This window comes from Shewanella sp. 38A_GOM-205m (genome assembly GCF_000518445.1).
Taxonomy (GTDB): domain Bacteria; phylum Pseudomonadota; class Gammaproteobacteria; order Enterobacterales; family Shewanellaceae; genus Shewanella; species Shewanella algae.
In genome coordinates this window covers 1-16612 of record NZ_JADP01000002.1, presented here as the reverse complement: position 1 = coordinate 16612, position 16612 = coordinate 1, and the positions used below count along the sequence as shown (strand labels likewise).

The 16612-nt window shown below is 52.6% G+C and carries 11 protein-coding genes and 1 pseudogene; 7 read left to right on the top strand and 5 right to left on the bottom strand.

Going from position 1 to position 16612, the window contains the following annotated elements; all coding sequences use genetic code 11:
• Positions 1-26: 26 nt before the first annotated feature.
• Positions 27-1208: a multidrug efflux MFS transporter EmrD gene (emrD, locus tag N512_RS0101860; protein WP_269319534.1), complete on the bottom strand. Its 1182-nt coding sequence runs from the start codon at positions 1206-1208 to the stop codon at positions 27-29.
• 615 nt (positions 1209-1823) lie between these two features.
• Here emrD and N512_RS0101855 point away from each other — a divergent pair.
• The 4 genes from N512_RS0101855 to N512_RS0101840 all read left to right on the top strand — a co-directional run bounded on the left by N512_RS0101855 (position 1824) and on the right by N512_RS0101840 (position 8584).
• A complete protein-coding gene (locus tag N512_RS0101855) occupies positions 1824-2600 on the top strand; it encodes a tRNA-uridine aminocarboxypropyltransferase (protein ID WP_028779219.1) in 777 nt (258 codons plus the stop codon).
• 135 nt (positions 2601-2735) lie between these two features.
• On the top strand, positions 2736-3992 hold the full coding sequence (locus tag N512_RS0101850) for an efflux RND transporter periplasmic adaptor subunit (protein WP_443018260.1): 1257 nt from the start codon (positions 2736-2738) through the stop codon (positions 3990-3992).
• A complete protein-coding gene (locus N512_RS0101845) occupies positions 3993-7133 on the top strand; it encodes an efflux RND transporter permease subunit (RefSeq protein ID WP_028779217.1) in 3141 nt (1046 codons plus the stop codon).
• 83 nt (positions 7134-7216) lie between these two features.
• The gene (locus tag N512_RS0101840) at positions 7217-8584 is read left to right on the top strand and encodes an efflux transporter outer membrane subunit (protein WP_231473485.1); all 1368 of its coding nucleotides are present in this window, start codon (positions 7217-7219) and stop codon (positions 8582-8584) included.
• A gap of 19 nt (positions 8585-8603) precedes the next feature.
• On the opposite strand, the gene N512_RS0101835 is transcribed toward N512_RS0101840, so the two are convergent.
• The 3 genes from N512_RS0101835 to N512_RS0101825 all read right to left on the bottom strand — a co-directional run bounded on the left by N512_RS0101835 (position 8604) and on the right by N512_RS0101825 (position 12337).
• On the bottom strand, positions 8604-9299 hold the full coding sequence (locus N512_RS0101835; RefSeq protein WP_028779215.1) for a tRNA/rRNA methyltransferase: 696 nt from the start codon (positions 9297-9299) through the stop codon (positions 8604-8606).
• A 136-nt stretch (positions 9300-9435) separates the two neighbouring features.
• Positions 9436-9981, bottom strand: a complete 546-nt coding sequence (gene eco, locus N512_RS0101830; protein ID WP_051472598.1) for a serine protease inhibitor ecotin — start codon at positions 9979-9981, stop codon at positions 9436-9438.
• 292 nt (positions 9982-10273) lie between these two features.
• On the bottom strand, positions 10274-12337 hold the full coding sequence (locus N512_RS0101825) for a PhoX family protein (protein WP_028779213.1): 2064 nt from the start codon (positions 12335-12337) through the stop codon (positions 10274-10276).
• Between the two features lie 257 nt (positions 12338-12594).
• Between N512_RS0101825 and N512_RS21970 the strand changes: the two genes are divergently transcribed.
• From N512_RS21970 to N512_RS0101810, 3 genes are all read left to right on the top strand, one after another.
• On the top strand, positions 12595-13719 hold the full coding sequence (locus tag N512_RS21970; protein ID WP_081737057.1) for a cation diffusion facilitator family transporter: 1125 nt from the start codon (positions 12595-12597) through the stop codon (positions 13717-13719).
• Positions 13720-13732: 13 nt separating this feature from the next.
• Positions 13733-14170 carry a MarR family winged helix-turn-helix transcriptional regulator gene (locus tag N512_RS0101815; protein ID WP_025009721.1) on the top strand — a complete coding sequence of 146 codons (438 nt, stop codon included), beginning with the start codon at positions 13733-13735 and terminating at the stop codon, positions 14168-14170.
• Between the two features lie 409 nt (positions 14171-14579).
• Positions 14580-16205, top strand: coding sequence for a phosphoethanolamine transferase (locus tag N512_RS0101810; protein WP_028779212.1), 1626 nt, complete (start codon positions 14580-14582; stop codon positions 16203-16205).
• A 79-nt stretch (positions 16206-16284) separates the two neighbouring features.
• Here the strand turns inward: N512_RS0101810 and tnpA are convergent.
• Positions 16285-16610, bottom strand: a pseudogene (gene tnpA, locus N512_RS23940) (IS200/IS605 family transposase).
• Positions 16611-16612 lie beyond the last annotated feature (2 nt).

Here is a 16612-nt window from a genome sequence, read left to right as displayed (position 1 = left end):
TCTTGCTTAATGGTTTGACAGGGAAATCAGAGCGGGTCCCCGGCGGTATGCACATCGATATCCGGATGGGTTCTGGCATAGTTGAGTGCCAACACCACCAGCACCACCATGGACGAAGTCAAAAGCCCTATGCTGAGTTGTCCCATCATGGGCACCAGCGACATCAACATGGCCGCAAGACCGGCGGCAAAGTTCTGCAGTCCACCGAGCAGGGCGCCGGCCACGCCAGCTTGGCGCGGGAAGGGCTCAAGCGCCGCCGATGTTAGCGCCGGAAACAATATGCCGGCCCCGGTAAAGAAGAGCACTGAGCCAATCAGTAGACTCCAACCTATCACCAAAGTTGACAGGCCGGGCAGCAGTAAAAACAGTGCCCCGGCACCCAGCAGGGCTACGCCGTGGTGAAACAGTTTATGCAGTGATGCCTGTCTGCCGGCATACCAGGCCCCCAGCAGATAACCCGGAATAGGCGCCACGAAATAGCAACTGACCATCATGGGGCTCATAGCCAGCACCTGGCCATAGAGTATACCGGCGATGGCTTCAAAGGCGGCAATCCCGGCGAAGGTAGCCACCAATGACAGCAGATAACCGCGAAAGGCTCTGTGCTTCAGCACCAAGGCATAGGACTTGAGCATGGACTGCGGCTGGCGTTTCTCCTTGGGGAGGGATTCCTTGAACCTCAGCGCCAGGGTTATCACCACGCAGACGCCGAAAAAAGCCAGGAACCAATACACGGCATGCCAGCCATAATGCACACTCAACATTCCGCCAATAAAGGGAGCCAGCAGCGGCGAGAACACCACGGCCATGGACACATAGCTGTTGAAACGCACCAGTTTTTCGCCGAAGAAGAAATCCCTTGGAATAGAGCGGCAAAGGGCACCGGCACTGGCGGTGCCGCAGCCTTGAATGGCGCTGGCCAGCAGCAAGGTATTAAAGCTCTCGGCGCAGGCGGCGATGATGGCACCTATGACGAAAAGACTAAGACCGATGAGCAGCAGCGGCTTGCGACCTAATCTGTCCGATACCGGGCCATAAACAAATTGCAGTAGGCCATAGGCCAAGAGATAAGTGCCCATAATCGCCTGCAGTTGCCCGGCACTGACACTGAATTGCTCACCCATCATAGGTAGCGCAGGCACAAAAATGGTTTGGGCAATCTGGCCGCTGGCGACCATCATCACCAGCATGATTAATAAAGGCTTCAAGGATACGCCGGAAACATTCTCATCAGGTACCACAGTAATACTCCCACAACCTTGATAAAGAACCATAACTAAAGAACCGTTTGGGAAGATGCCGATAAGGCGAGTGCCTCTTGAGATAAGTATCTGCCCCTTCCTGCTCGGGAGCTCCCGAGACGGGCGCTATCATACTCGGCAATTTTGCAATTTCAATGACAGAAGTCGCTGTTATACAAGAAAAAAATTAAAGCTATTGATAACATTTTATATAGAATATATTTGTGTACCTTAATCTTTACACCGTTTGGGTGGAATACAACCCAAAAGTTGGGGTTGTTTACCTTTGAAAGCGCCATGGTAGCTCTATAGAGGGCTTTCATTGCTGTATTGAGTCTCTATATTGGAATGATATGTTTACAAATCTTGATGATGGATTATTTTCCACCGGCTCGTTCATTCGGCCTTATGGACAAGTACCAAGTGCCGGCTATCCTGGCAAGAGTGAGGTTAAACGACTTGCTGCCACATGAATGCGGCAGTAAACTGCGCCGGCTCTTACGCAAGGCAGTCAAAGCAACAAGGCTGGCGGTAAGAAAGTCGTACACTAGAGTTATTAAGTCATTGTAATTCGGGAAATTCATGTCAATTCAACCTCACGCAGTACACCGTCTGTATGAATACCGACAGTCGCTGTCGACCAAGCCTTATGCATCAAGGGGCAAGAATCTTGTTCGCTGTGGCCGTTGCCTGTTGGAGCAGAGCTTTTGTACCTGTGAGCACAGGCGCCTTCTGCCCTGCGAAGCGGCGTTTGCTTTGCTTATGTATGATGCCGAGGTATTGAAACCCAGCAACAGCGGGCGTTTGATAGCCGATCTCATTCCGGATACCCATGCCTTTCTTTGGTCGAGAACTCAGCCGGACCCTCAACTCTTAGCCTTGCTGGAAAACCCGGATTATCAGCCTTATCTGGTGTTCCCCGGGGAATATGCCTTACCGGGGCAAGAGGTGGTGACTGAGGCTTTGAGCGAGGTGCTCGCTAATCAGGGAGATCCGGAGCAAGACAAGCGACCGCTGTTCATTTTGCTCGATGGCAGTTGGCGTGAGGCGGTGAAGATGTTTCGCAAGAGTGCTTACCTGCATCAATTACCTATGTTGTCATTCAGCGCCGAAACCTTGGCTCGCTATCAGCTCAGAAAGGGGAGCCGCGACTTTCAGATGGGTACGGCCGAAGTGGCAATTTTAACGCTGCAGTCTCTGGGTGAAGAGGGCTGCGCCGAAGCGCTTGATACTTGGTTTAAGCTCTTTATCAGCAGCAGTCTGGCAACACGTAGCCGCTTGATAAAAAATAAGCCCGAGCATATTCAATCACTTAAAGAGCAGTTTGCCTTTCAAGTTGAAACACTGAGGCTTAAGTAAGTTATTAGCTTTCCCTTAATAATAGTCGGGAATTGACACGCAGCTTCAAGGACTTACACTGGTAAATGAACAACCTGTCGCCAAACGTCGGGGTGTTTAACAATCAGGATCTCCCATTGAACGCTGGAAGCTGCTATGTCCTCTGTCTTTGCTGCGCTAATGACCGTCTTCGCCCGAAAGGGTTCAAATGCATCGCTTTTCTCTATGCCACTGCTTATCGTCAGTGGCTTTTTATTGCTCGGTTGTGACCCCGAACCCGTTGCCATCACGCCCAAACTGGTGGTGGTGGAAGAGGTCAGACAGGCGACTGTGCCTGTCTACGGTAATTATGTCGGTATCACCAAGGCCTCTTTGGATGTGGAGGTCAGGGCCCGCGTCGATGGCTTTGTCGAGGAGCGGCTCTTTACCGAGGGCAGCGCGGTCAATGCCGGCGATATCTTGTATAAGATAGATAACAAGCCCTATAACGCTGTGGTTAATCGACTCAAGGCCAACGTCGAGTCGCAGCAGGCGATACTGGAAAAGGCGCAGCGGGATGTGAAGCGTCTGAAACCCCTCTATGAGCAGGATGCCGCCAGTCAGCTGGATTATGACAATGCCCTGTCGGCGTTGGCGCAGGCCAAGTCGGCCCTGGCCGCCGGCCATGCCGAGCTGGAAGAAGCGCTGCTGGAACTCAGTTATACCGAGATAAGAGCGCCAATCGCAGGTCTGGTCAGCCGCTCCGAGGTGGATATCGGCGCTTTGGTCGGCAGTCAGGGGCAATCGCTGCTGACACGGGTGAAGCAGGTGAATCCCATCTATGTGAATTTCAATATGTCGGCGCTGGATTACCTCAATGCCAGGCGGCGAATGACCAGTTACAACCAACAGCAGGAAGCGGAAACTGAAGGCAAGGCGGTTGAAGGCTTTGTGCGTATCACCTTACCGGACAACAGTGATTATCGCTATTTGGGTAACGTCAGTTTTACCGATCCCCAGGTCAATTCCAGCACAGGTACCTTTGAGGTGAGGGCGGTACTGCCCAATCCGGACAAGGAGTTATTGCCGGGTCAATACACCAATGTCAGGATCAAACTCAGTGAGATAGACAATGCCATAGTGATCCCGCAGCGCTCGACTCAGGTGGATCAGGGCGGCGTCTATGTGATGGTGGTGATGCCGGACAATAAGGTTGAGCGGCGCTTTATCGTGATTGAATACCAGGGCCCGGAAGGCGTGGTGGTTAAAAGCGGTCTCAACGCCGGTGAACGAGTGATAGTCGAAGGCATGCACCGTGTGCGTCATGGCCAACTGGCCGAGCCGCTGGATGCCAAAGAGTATCAAAAGCGGCTCGACGAGGAGGAAAAGAAAGAGGCACTGGAGCAGCAATCAAAAGAACAGGAGCGTAAATAAATGGCTCAGTTCTTTATCGGACGGCCGGTATTCTCGGCTGTTATCAGTATCGTTATCGTGCTCCTGGGCTTGATAGCCATGTTCCAACTGCCGGTGGATCAATATCCCTATATCACGCCGCCGCAGGTGAGTATCTCAGCCTCTTATCCGGGGGCTGCTTCCACTACAGCCGCCGAGTCTGTGGCAACGCCGCTGGAGCAGCAGGTCAACGGTGTGCCCAATATGATCTATATGAGCTCCAAGAGCACTAATTCCGGCAGCACCAATGTCACCATTACCTTTGATGTGGGCACCAGTCCGGATCTGGCGGCGGTGGATGTGCAGAATGCCACTCAGCAGGCCATCGATAGCTTGCCTATCGATGTACAGACCGCCGGGGTGTCAGTCTCCAAGGATTCCTCGGTGGAACTGCTCAAGCTGTCATTGACCTCCAAAGATCCCCGTTTTGACGAGATTTACCTCTCCAACTACGCCTCCATCAATATCGAATCGGCACTGAGAAGGATCCCCGGCGTTGGCCGGGTTCGTAACACAGGCGCTCGCAGTTATGCCATGCGGGTGTGGTTGCGCCCGGATGCCTTGGCCGGTCACAGCCTGACTACCACAGATGTTATCGATGCCATCAAGGCACAAAACAAGGAAACTCCGGCTGGTACCGTGGGTACCCAACCCAACACTAGCGCCTTGAGTCAAACCTTGCCGATAACCGCCAGCGGACGTCTGTCCAGTGTCAGGGAATTTGAGGAAATCATAGTTCGCGCCAATCCCGACGGCTCGCTCATTCGCTTGCGTGACATTGCCAGAGTAGAACTGGGTTCTTCGGCTTATACCTTGCAATCACAACTCAATGGGGAAAACGCCACCATCTTGCAGGTGTATTTGCTGCCCGGTGCCAATGCCCTTGAGGTGACCCGTAAGGTCAAGGAAACCATGGCCGAACTCGCAACCAAGTTCCCAAGCGGTATGGACTGGCAGGTGTTTTACGATGCTTCTGTGTTTATCGAAGAGTCTATCGATGAGGTAGTGCAGACCCTGATCGAAGCCCTAGTGTTGGTGGTGTTGGTGGTGTACCTGTTTTTGCAGAACCTGCGGGCGACCCTTATCCCGGCGATCGCGGTACCTGTCTCTTTGATAGGAACGCTGGCCGCCATGCTGGCCTTCGGTTTTACCATCAATACAGTAAGCCTACTGGCATTGGTTTTGGCCATTGGTATTGTGGTTGACGATGCCATTGTGGTGGTGGAAAACGTCGAGCGACTTATCAATGAAAAGGGCATGAGCCCGATGGCGGCCACCCGCAGCGCCATGAAAGAGTTATCCGGAGCCCTGATAGCGACCAGTTTGGTGCTGTGCGCCGTGTTTGTTCCTGTGTCCTTCCTTGCCGGGATCACAGGTATTATGTATCGGGAATTTGCCGTCGCCATTGCCGTAGCCGTGCTGATCTCGACAGTGGTGGCATTGACCCTGAGTCCGGCACTTTGCGCCTTGTTGTTGCGTCCGGGCGATGCGGCCAAGAGCGGTTTCTTCTTCTGGCTCAACAACCACCTCTCCAAATTGACCGACAAATACGTATCCCTGGTAGGTATCGCCAACAAACATGCGCGGCGCAGTTACCTGGTGTTTGGCGCTATGGTGGTGGCGGTTTGGTACATTATGAGCCACTTGCCATCGAGCTTTATGCCGGATGAGGACCAGGGGCGTTTCTTTATTGATATGACATTGCCGGCCGGAGCGACGGTCAACCGCACCCAAAAGGTACTCAAGATTGCCGAGCGCCATGTGCTGGCCCATCCTGCGGTAGCCTGGTCCTTCACCCTGGCCGGTGAAAACCGCCGCTCGGGTTCGAATCAGGCCAACGGCCAGTTTGAAGTGGTCCTCAAGCCCTGGGCGGAGCGGGAGCAAAGCCAGGCCACAGTGCAGAAGGTGATGAAAGAGCTGAAACATGAACTCAGCCAGGTATTGCAGGCAGAGTTCAACCTCTACCTGCCATCGGCCGTGCCCGGTTTGGGGAACGGCTCCGGGGTTGAGATGGTGCTGCAGGATACTTCGGGAACCAATTTCAAGGGGCTGATGGAAACCAGCAACGAATTGGTGGAGCAGCTCAAACAACAACCGGAAGTCGCAGCGGCGGCCATGTCGCTGCAGGGTTCCATTCCGCAGATGTATCTCTCGGTCAACGAAGCCAAGGCTATGGCTATCGGGGTGGATGTGGCCGATCTTTACAGCACTATCAAGACCTTTACCGATTCCTCTGTAGTCAATGATTTCAATCTGTTTGGCCGGGTGTATAAGGTCAGGGTTCAGGCCGAGGACAGTTATCGCCAGTTCCCCCAGCAGATCAAAGATTATTATGTCCGGTCATCCAATGGTGTCATGGTGCCTATCGGAGTTCTGGCCGACTATGAATACACTGTGGGGCCGGCGGCTGTGACTCACTATAACCTGTTCTCCAGTGCTTCCATCAACGTCACTCCGGCAGCCGGGTATGCTTCAGGCGATGTGATAAAAGCAATCAACAGAGTGGCCAAGCCCATGCTGCCGCCCGAATTCAAGTACGAATGGACCGGGCTTACCTTCCAGGAAGTACGCTCAGCCAACCAAACCAGTATCGCCATTACACTGGCTTTGGTGTTTGTATTCCTGTTTTTGGCGGCGCTGTATGAGAGTTGGACCATTCCTGTGGCCGTGCTGCTTATTGCTCCGGTCGCCATGCTGGGAGCCTCTTTGGCAACACTGCTCAGTGGTATGCAGAGTAATCTCTTCTTCCAGGTCGCCTTTATTGCCCTCATCGGGATGGCAGCCAAAAACTCGATTTTGATTGTCGAGTTCGCCAATCAACTGCACCGGGAGGGCCGTTCAAGACTGGAGGCGGCAATGGAAGCCGCCGCGATGCGCTTCAGGCCGATTTTGATGACCTCCATGGCCTTTATTCTCGGTGTCTTGCCACTGGTGTTATCGGCCGGACCCGGCTCAGTCAGTCGCCACTCGGTATCTATTCCTATCCTCGGCGGCATGGTGCTGGCGACCAGCATAGGGATTATACTGGTGCCGCTGTTCTTTGTGACCACAGCCGGTTGGGTTCGCGCCAAGGTTAAGGGTGATTCGGCAAGCCAAAAGCCGGCAACGGAGGAAGGCTTATGATGACCGGAGTATTAGCCATGAGCCAAGAGAATCCGAACAAGAGCCTTGTCAGCTGCAAATGCACTAGACCGGCGCTAGTCGCTTTGACACTTTCCTTGGGCCTTTGGGGCTGCACTCTGGGACCGGATTATCAGCGCCCCGAGCTCAACATGCCGGCGCAGTTTGATAAGACGCTGCCGCAAGTAGAGTCCAATGAAGCCGTTAAGGATGAGTGGCAGACGTTTTTCCTCAATCCCGAACTGCAGGCACTTATTCGCCAGGCGCTGGGAAACAATATCGACCTGGCGATGATGCAGAGCAGGCTGCGAGCCGCCAGAGCAGAAGGGCGGGTGGTCGATGCGGCCCTGTGGCCCGAGCTTGGGCTAGAGTTTGAAGCCAAACGGTCACTCAGCAGCGCCATTACCAATAAAGATCCCAGTGCGAAGACGGCCTTGGGTCTTAACGGGGTTGCTTCATGGGAGCTGGACATCTGGGGCGCCAACCGCCGGGCCAGTGAAGCGGCACTGGCCAATACTCTGTCGCAGGCAGAGCTGCTTGAGGCATCCCAAATCAGTCTTATCAGTGATATCGCCACCGCCTTTTACGAGCTGACCGATATTGAGCAAAGACTTAAGATCTCCCGGGAAACGGCACAGATCCGCGCCAAGGAACTGCAGCTGGCTAAGCTCAGGCGGGCCAACGGGATGATCTCGGGTCTCGATGTACACCAGGCGGAAGTGGAATATCAAACCGCCATGGTGACCTTGCCTCAGCTCGAATATGACAGCAAGGCCAAACGTAATCAGTTGCTTATCTTACTGGGGGCTTACGATCACCCCTTGCCAGAGCTTCCCAAACTGGTGAGCAGTGAATTTCCCGAATCTCTGGCGGTTGGGGTGCCTTCACAGCTACTGTCGCGCCGCCCGGATGTACGCGCCAGCGAGCTGGCTCTGGTAGCGGCCACGGCCGGGGTCGGGGTAGCCAAGAGTGCCTTCTTCCCCGGGTTTACCATTACTGCCGAATATGGTCGCGAATCCAATAACCTGGATAACCTTTTCAGCTCAAAGGGGCTCACCTGGTCGCTGCTCGGTGGGATCACGGCGCCAATTTTCAATGCCGGCAAGATAAGCGCCGAATATGAGATAGCCAACGAAGCGCAGGTGCAGGCAATGCTTGCTTATCGCAGCACGGTATTGAATGCCTATATGGAAGTGCGCAATGCGATGAATGATTATCAGAGAACGCAGCAGGCTCTGATAGAGCAGCAACGCTTGCTCGATGCTTCCTCTGAGTATGTGCGCTTGGCGCGGCTCAGATACAAGAACGGTGTTGCTACTTCACTCGATTTGATGGATGCCCAGCGCCAACGCTTCAGCGCCGAGCTTTCGTTGAGCGAGTCAAAACGCGATAAGTTGCTGGCTATGATAGCCCTATACCGCGCCCTGCGTGGCGGCGCACCTGCAAAGAGTTAACCCAGGGAACACAGTAACTTCAGTCGAGTTTCTTGAGTATATCGCCCAGCAGTTGGTGGGCCATTTTGGCGTCTCTGTCACTGAGGCGAGAGAGGCTCTCATTCAACCACAGGCTTAACTTGGCATCATCGGCGGCATCGACTCGCTCCAGCAGAGTGGTGGCTTTTTGTTTGAGGGCGCTGAGTTGTGCCAACGGCGATTGAGCACTTTTTAGCCCCAGGCTGCCATCGGCACAGGCCAAAGCCTGACCCAGAGCGTAGGAATAGACCATCACGGCTTGCGCCAGATTGAGGGAAGGGTATTCGGTGGCCAGTGGTACGTAGCTGAGCAAGTCACAAATTGCCAAGTCGGCGTTACTCAGGCCGCTGGCCTCACAGCCAAAGACGATGGCGGTGCGCTTCACCTGTTCCTGCTGATGACTCAGTTGTTCGCCGAGTTCTGCCGGGCTTAAATAGTGTCGTGGGCTGCCGCGCTCTCTTGCTGTGGTGGCCACCATAAGCTCAAACTCTTCTCTGAGCTCATCCAGGCTGGCCACTTCACGGATGTTGGCCAGTATGTCCTCCGCGCCGCAGGCGACCCAGGCCGCTTCCTCTTCCCGGTGAGCTTGCGAATTCACCACAATGAGTTCACTGAACCCTTGGGTCTTGATGGCGCGGGCTACGGCGCCAACATTGGCGGCGCGAGCAGGGGAGACGAGTACAAAGCTGAGTTTCATCCGAAAAAAGGCTCTAAAGGAAAACTGCAGCGATTATAAGGTTCTGCAATCGAGAATAAAGCAAAAAAGCTGCAACCGGCCGGGAAAAGGTCTGTTGCAGCTCTATTTGATCAGTCAGAAGGCTTAAGGCACTGTGTTACCTGGAATAATTGAACACAGTGTCGGCCCGCCACACCCGGTAGCGCAGCTCGGCATTTTTAGGCAGATAGATAACCATAGGCAACTTGCTGTTATATCTAAGCTTGTATTCACCCGAAATGCGAACAAACTCCTCATGCTTGGCCTTATCGAAGCAGGCCATCATGGTCGAGCGTCCCGGGCCAATTTCATCCAGCTCCCAATAGGTGTAACCCCAACCTTTGAGATCCATCTGCTTCAGCTCGCCCATCAAGCCGTGCTTGTTGCAGTCAACCATCTGGGTTTGGCCCACCTGAATTTCAACCATGTAGTCGTCTTCGTTTTCCAATTGGGGCAGGGTCAGTATGTGTTGCACCATGCCTTCTTTGGGAGCGGGGAACATCTTGCTGCTATCCTGCGGCTGATAGCTGTTGGCATCAAATTGGTTTGCAGTAATCATGTTCTGATTGTATCCCTGTGGATGCGGCGGGCTGACTGCCAAAACCTGGGCAGATAACAAAGCGGAAGCGATAAGTGCCAGTTTCAGTTTGCCGGACTTAAGCATAGGTTTTCTCCTTATGGGCCCGCTATGGGCTGAAATCAATTATTGGATTGGCGCTGTGTATGATTGCGCTTCTGTAGAGTTAAACGGCCAGCTTCTGAGAAAGGGTTATTTATTTTCAAAAAAATCATAAATAATTTTGTATTGCTATACAAATCAAAATAGTACCAGCTATGTGCTTGCTCTTAATTCAAGTTATCGAGAGGCAAAACGCCCACCAGGTTCAGTCTGGCGGGCGTTGTCAGTTCAGGCCGGTTCGTGTGAACCGGCTGTTCGTTTAAACACAGCTGTTTATTTAAATGCCGACTTCACCACCATCGACTTTACGCAGTACCACGGTCGCTGCCCTCGGACGTATGCTGGTGCCGATGGGTGTTTCCTCGGCGGCATTGGCCGATACCGGCCAATTCCCCGGGTGCTGGATATTGGCAAATACCGAAGTGTAGTCCGGCGAGATAGCAAAGCCTGTGACTTCACAACCATTGGGGCCGACGAAGAAGCGCTTCAGCTCAGTTTGATTGTCGGCGGTAACTGTCAGAGGCTTGCCGTCGCCATCGACCATCTTGGATGGCACTATTGCCAGCATCTGGTCGTTGGTGTGCTCAGTCACCTCTTTGGCGCCATTATCTGTCTGGATCCACAGAATACCGCGGGCATCGAACGCCAGGCCGTCCGGGCTGGCCAACTGGTTAAGTTCAGTCAGGCCGGAGAGGTTGGTGGCATCGTCACCGTCGGCCGGAGAACCGAACAGGAAGATATCCCAGCTAAACTCGGTATCACTGGCACCTTCATCCCAGCGGATGATATGGCCAAAGTTGTTTTTAAGCCTTGGGTTGGCGGCGTTGGTTTCTGTCCGCTTGGAGTTGTTGGTCAGGGTCAGATAGACACTGCCGGTGAAAGGATCCACCACACACCACTCGGGTCTGTCCATTGGTGTCGCGCCAACCAAATCGGCGGCGCCGGCGGTATTGATGATGATATCTGCCTGGCTGGCAAATGTATCGGCCAGGGTCTTGCCGTCCTTTGTCATGGCATCCATGGTCAGCGGCAACCATTCACCTACGCCACCTTCGTTAAACTTGGCCACATACAGGGTACCTTCATCCATGTACTTGGCACCGGTTGCCAGGCGGTTGCTGCTGTCTGCATCCTTGGGATCCCAAAGCGCCGCCGAAACAAACTTGTACAGATATTCAAAGCGCGAGTCATGGCCCGAATAGAATACCAGTGGTTTGCCTTCGGTCAGCTTGCCGTAGGCGCAGCCTTCATGACGGAAACGCCCCAGGGCTGTGCGTTTGACTGCGCGGGAGTTGGGATTGTAGGGGTCGACTTCGACGATATAACCATAGCCGTTATCTTCATTGCGATAGTCATACATGGCATCACTGGCCTTGGGGGTGACATCGAAACGGGCAAATTCATCCAGTCGCTCTTCGGCATGACCGGCTAGATCGGCCCAGCCATAGCGGGTAGAACTGCTGCTGACACCGATACGGCTTTGGGCTTGAGTCATCTCGCCCTTATTGACGAAATAGCCGGGCCAGTTCTCTTCGCAGGTGAGGTAAGTCCCCCAAGGGGTATAACCGTTACCACAGTTGTTCAGGGTGCCGCGGGTCTGGCTGCCATCAGGCGAGAAGGCGGTTACGACTTTGTCTGTGTAGGCTACCGGGCCGCTGAGATCCATGGTGGAAGCACCGGTGAAGCGGCGATTGTGTTTGTCGTCCTTGACTACTTCCCAGCTGCCGCCGTTGAGTTTGATGCGTACCACTGTCATGCCGTGAGCATTGATCTCTTTACGGACTTCATCGACCAGGGTTCTCAGGCCGGTATCGGCATCCATAGTCGGGCCGTTGGGGTGCAGGGCATCTGGTTCAATGTACTCATGGTTGATACACAAGAGGCCATCGGTTCCGGCTTCATTAAGCGGGAAGAAATGCATGCCGTCGTGGTTTTGACCCACAGAGTTGGCCTGATCCTGAGCGGTATTACTGCCATCAGCCTTCCAATCAGCCGCTTTACTGTTCAGCGGAGTCCCCCAGGGAGCCAGGACCTGAGCCCGGTAACCTTCAGGGATAACCACTGCATCAAGGCGAGAACCGGCTACCGACTCAAAACCGAGTGTAACACTGGATTGGCTGGGAGGAACCGGAGTAGGGGGCACAAGATCCGGTGTGCCAGAGGTGTTATTGTTGTCGGAACCACAGCCGGCAAGGCCGAAGCCGCCGAATGCAGTCAGGGCACTGACGCCCAAGCCACTTTTTACAAAATTGCGCCGGGAAAGGTGTTTATCCAGTACCTGGGCAAAAGGTTCGTTCTGACTCTTGTTATAACGCGTCGGATCGAAAGTCGCCTTGCTCATAAGATTTCACTCCGTGATCTTCTATCTCGTTATAGGAATTGCAAATGCGACGCAAAGACTAATGACGTCATATGACAGCCAGATAACTGAAAGGTGACACAAATAAGACATAATCCCCCGACTTTAGGATGAAGTTTGTTAATCCCATGGTCACACTTGTGATTTTTTTCAGTCGCAATGCTTGAAATTGTGTCAGGAAAAAGAGATATTTCGCCTATCAAATAGTTTGAATATCAAAATATAACGGCAGGCTAACTATGAGTTCAGAGTTTCATACCACCACGCGCTGGCAGCATAATCATAACTTTACCCACCATAATGAGCAGGGAGAGAAGAGTACCAAGTGGGTGCTTTTGCTGACTGTGGTCACCATGGTGGCCGAGATTGTTGCCGGTACTATATACGGTTCCATGGCGTTGTTGGCCGATGGTTGGCATATGGGAACTCATGCCGCTGCATTTATGCTGACATTGTTTGCTTACTCTTACGCCAGGAAACATGCCAACAACCCCAGATTTGCCTTTGGTACCGGCAAGGTCAGCGTACTCGGTGGTTTTACCAGTGCGATTGCACTCGGCTTGGTGGCACTGTTGATGCTGATAGAGTCCGGCTCCAGACTCCTGTATCCGGAAGATATTCGTTTTGACCAGGCGATTCTGGTGGCCATCATAGGTTTAACCGTCAACATCGTCAGTGTATTTCTGCTCAAGGATCATCACGGTCACGATCATGGCCACAGCCACAGTCATGGGCATAACCATGCACATAGCCATAGCCAGGCAGATAGCCACAAGCACGGACATGACCACAATCACAGCCATCACAGCGATCACGGACACCTGCATGTCCACGACCATGGGGATTCCCACGGACACAAAGATCATAATCTGCGCGCAGCCTATTTCCATGTATTGGCCGATGCCTTGACCTCCTTGTTGGCAATTGGCGCGCTGTTGGCCGGTAAATATTTCGGATTGAATTGGCTGGATCCCGTGATGGGAATTGTCGGAGCTGTTATCATCAGTCGCTGGGCTTGGGGACTTATCAGCCAGACCAGCCCCATTTTGCTTGACGCAGGTGTTGAAGCCGAGTTCAGTCGCAAGCTGGTGGAACGGATAGAAGCCGAAAAAGACCACAAGGTAACCGATATTCATGTGTGGCCGGTCAGCGCCGATCATCACGCAGCCATGATCTCTTTGGTGAGCCACGCTCCCCACAGTACCGACTATTATCATGAGTTGCTGGCGGATTTCAGTCGCATAGATCATCTGACCATTGAAGTAAATCAATGTGCCGACTGCGATAAAGCGGCAACGCCGAGAGCCAAAGAATGTGAGCAAGCGAACCACACAGAGACAGGACATCATCACCATCATCATTGAGGTGCAAGAATAGATGAAACAGCAACAGCGGCAGGATTCGCTGCAACAGTCAATCAACCACGCCATCATAGAGTTTTATGAGCGTCTGTCCTCATGGGAACAGAGCGTAGTCAGAGACCAAGGCGCTTCACTGGCGCAGATCCATACAGTGGAGATCCTGGGGGCTCACGGCCCTATGAAGATGAAGGAACTGGCGGAAAAGCTCGGTATTACCACAGGAACCCTGACCGTGCAGGTTGAACGTTTGGTTAAGGCGGGCCTGGCCGAACGTCAGCCGCTGGAAAATGACCGGCGCGCCATCCAGGTATCCTTAACCGAAAAGGGCGAGCAGATGTTTAAAGAGCATGATGCCCTGCATTTGCAGTTAACCCGAGAGATGACCGCGAAATTCAGTGACGCTGAGCTGGAGCAACTGCTTGGGTTCTTCAACCGGCTCAACAGCGAATTCTAATTGCGACTGTTTACCCTGATATAAAACCTCAAAGCGCCTTTAAAGGCGCTTTCTTTTTCTTCGGAACATGGAAGAGCACAATAAAACTTGCCGTAATTTACTCTCAGAGACATTTTGGCGACTTCCGGTTTGCCAAGCTTAATGCGCCTCCAACTTACAATTGCGGGACATTTGCATGCAAAACGGCTCTTGAGTTATCAAACGACTCTTTTAACCTTTTATACCGCAGTTTTAGCGTATGGTGCATCGCGAACTTTCCCATTGGCACAGAGTCTGAAAGCTTAATTCGTCCCCATGAGCGATGTCGGAACCGATAAGGGAACCTTAAGATAAAATTGTTATATTAACATTTAGTTAACCATAGGTTAAAATTGCTGGGCCTTGCATCAATTTTAACCGTCATTTAGGAATGAGTGTGTTGAATCCCATCTCTGTCAATCGCCTGACCTTTGTACTGGCACTGTTTTTTGTGGCCGTGTTCAATGTGCCTTTTTTTACCATAGTCAAACAGGGGCTCGAGAACCAAGCGCATGTGGACCCTTTGTTTGTGGCTACCATTCCCATCTTCTTGATCTCGGCTTTGGGGATACTGTTTTCCCTGTTCAGCTTTAAATATATTCTCAAACCTTTTTTTATTGTGCTGTTGCTGTGTTCATCGGGGGTATTTTTTGCCGCATTCAAATATGGCGTAGTATTCGATACCGGCATGATAGAGAATACCTTTCAGACCAACAGCGCCGAGGCCCTGACCTATGTGAACTGGGCATCAATGTTAAATCTGCTGTTGACCGGGGTGCTGCCGGCAATGCTCTTGTATCGTATCCAGATCGCCTATAAGCCCATAGGCAAGGAGCTGGCGTACAAGGCGCTGTACATCATAGCGAACGTCCTCATCATAGTGGTGATAGCCTTTTTCTATATGCAGAATTATCTGGCTTTTGGTCGCAATAATGATGAAATCAAACGCTACATTGTGCCCACCTATTTTGTCGGCTCGGCGGCCAAATACATCAATCAGCACTACCTGCAAAAGCCGCTCGAATATCAAGAGTTGGGTACAGATGCCAAGCAGGTAAAACCAGCCGGTGAAACTAAAGCCAGACTGATGGTGCTGGTGGTCGGTGAAACCGCCAGGGCGCAAAATTACCAATACTATGGCTATGACAGGCCAACCAATGTCTACACCAAGGCGATTTCACCGCTGATCTTCAGCGATGTCAGCTCTTGTGGCACGGCCACGGCAGTTTCTTTACCCTGTATGTTTTCCCGAATGAGCCGGGAAGATTATGACTCCCGCGCCGCCAAGGCTCAGGATACCGCTGTGGATGTGCTCAACCACGCCGGTGTGAAAGTGCAGTGGTTTGATAACGACAGTGGCTGCAAAGGAGTGTGTGACAGGGTGGAAAACAAGCTGATAGCACTGAACGCCGACCCTAAGCTGTGTGATGGCCAGTTTTGTCAGGATCAGGTGCTGCTTGATGAACTCAAACAAGCCTTGTCGCAGCCAAACAATGGCCAGGATCGGCTGATAGTGTTGCATATCATCGGCAGTCACGGACCTACCTATTATCTGCGCTATCCGGAACAATATCGCCGTTTTACCCCGGATTGCCAGCGCAGTGACATTCAAAACTGCAGCCGCGAGCAGCTCACCAATACCTATGACAACACGATTCTGTATACCGACTATATCGTCTCTCAGGTGGTCGAGCAGCTAAAGGGACGCAGTGGCGATTATGATACGGCAATGATGTATCTGTCCGATCACGGTGAGTCCCTGGGCGAAAAGGGCATGTATCTGCATGGATCACCCTATGCCATAGCGCCGAGTGAACAAACCAGGGTGCCTTGGATGGCTTGGTTTTCCAAGCAATTCAAGCAGCAACTGGGGCTGAATGATGACTGCCTGGCAAAGGAAGCCGCCGCCAAGAGTGTTTCCCACGACAACCTGTTCGATACGCTGTTGGGGCTCTTCGATGTCAGCAGCAAGGTTTACCGGCCTGAGTTGGACTTGATTGCCCTTTGTCGCCGTTGAGCGAGTCTGCTCAAATTGTAAAAAATCCACCTGCATAGCAGGTGGCTTTGAACAGCCCCCTAGAAGGGGGCTAAAAGAGTCACCCATCCAAACCAAGCTTGATCTGACCGTTTGATTCCTCTGCCTCTACTTTCTGTTGATACCTTACATATCGACGAATGATCTCTTCGTTTGCTCCCACTGAAGACACTCAAGCTTGGCGGAAGTCTCACCAGTAAGTGAACATGGTCTATCTGGATATTTAGCTCTACTATCCGACACCTCTTCATGCCGCTATAGATATAAATTCCGACAAACCTCCTGCCCAACTCGGCCCTTCAAGATCCTGTGTCTATACTTTGGCTTCCATACAATGTGATACTGACAGCGATAGAAGACGTGCGATGCACTTTCATATCGGCTCATAC

Bases quoted from the DNA above. Each gene is read 5' to 3' on its own strand.
- N512_RS0101855 (WP_028779219.1), top strand. From the start codon at position 1,824: ATGTCAATTCAACCTCACGCAGTACACCGTCTGTATGAATACCGACAG.
- N512_RS0101825 (WP_028779213.1), bottom strand. From the start codon at position 12,337: ATGAGCAAGGCGACTTTCGATCCGACGCGTTATAACAAGAGTCAGAAC.
- N512_RS0101850 (WP_443018260.1), top strand. From the start codon at position 2,736: ATGTCCTCTGTCTTTGCTGCGCTAATGACCGTCTTCGCCCGAAAGGGT.
- eco (WP_051472598.1), bottom strand. From the start codon at position 9,981: ATGCTTAAGTCCGGCAAACTGAAACTGGCACTTATCGCTTCCGCTTTG.
- N512_RS0101845 (WP_028779217.1), top strand. From the start codon at position 3,993: ATGGCTCAGTTCTTTATCGGACGGCCGGTATTCTCGGCTGTTATCAGT.
- N512_RS0101835 (WP_028779215.1), bottom strand. From the start codon at position 9,299: ATGAAACTCAGCTTTGTACTCGTCTCCCCTGCTCGCGCCGCCAATGTT.
- N512_RS0101815 (WP_025009721.1), top strand. From the start codon at position 13,733: ATGAAACAGCAACAGCGGCAGGATTCGCTGCAACAGTCAATCAACCAC.
- N512_RS0101810 (WP_028779212.1), top strand. From the start codon at position 14,580: ATGAGTGTGTTGAATCCCATCTCTGTCAATCGCCTGACCTTTGTACTG.
- N512_RS21970 (WP_081737057.1), top strand. From the start codon at position 12,595: ATGAGTTCAGAGTTTCATACCACCACGCGCTGGCAGCATAATCATAAC.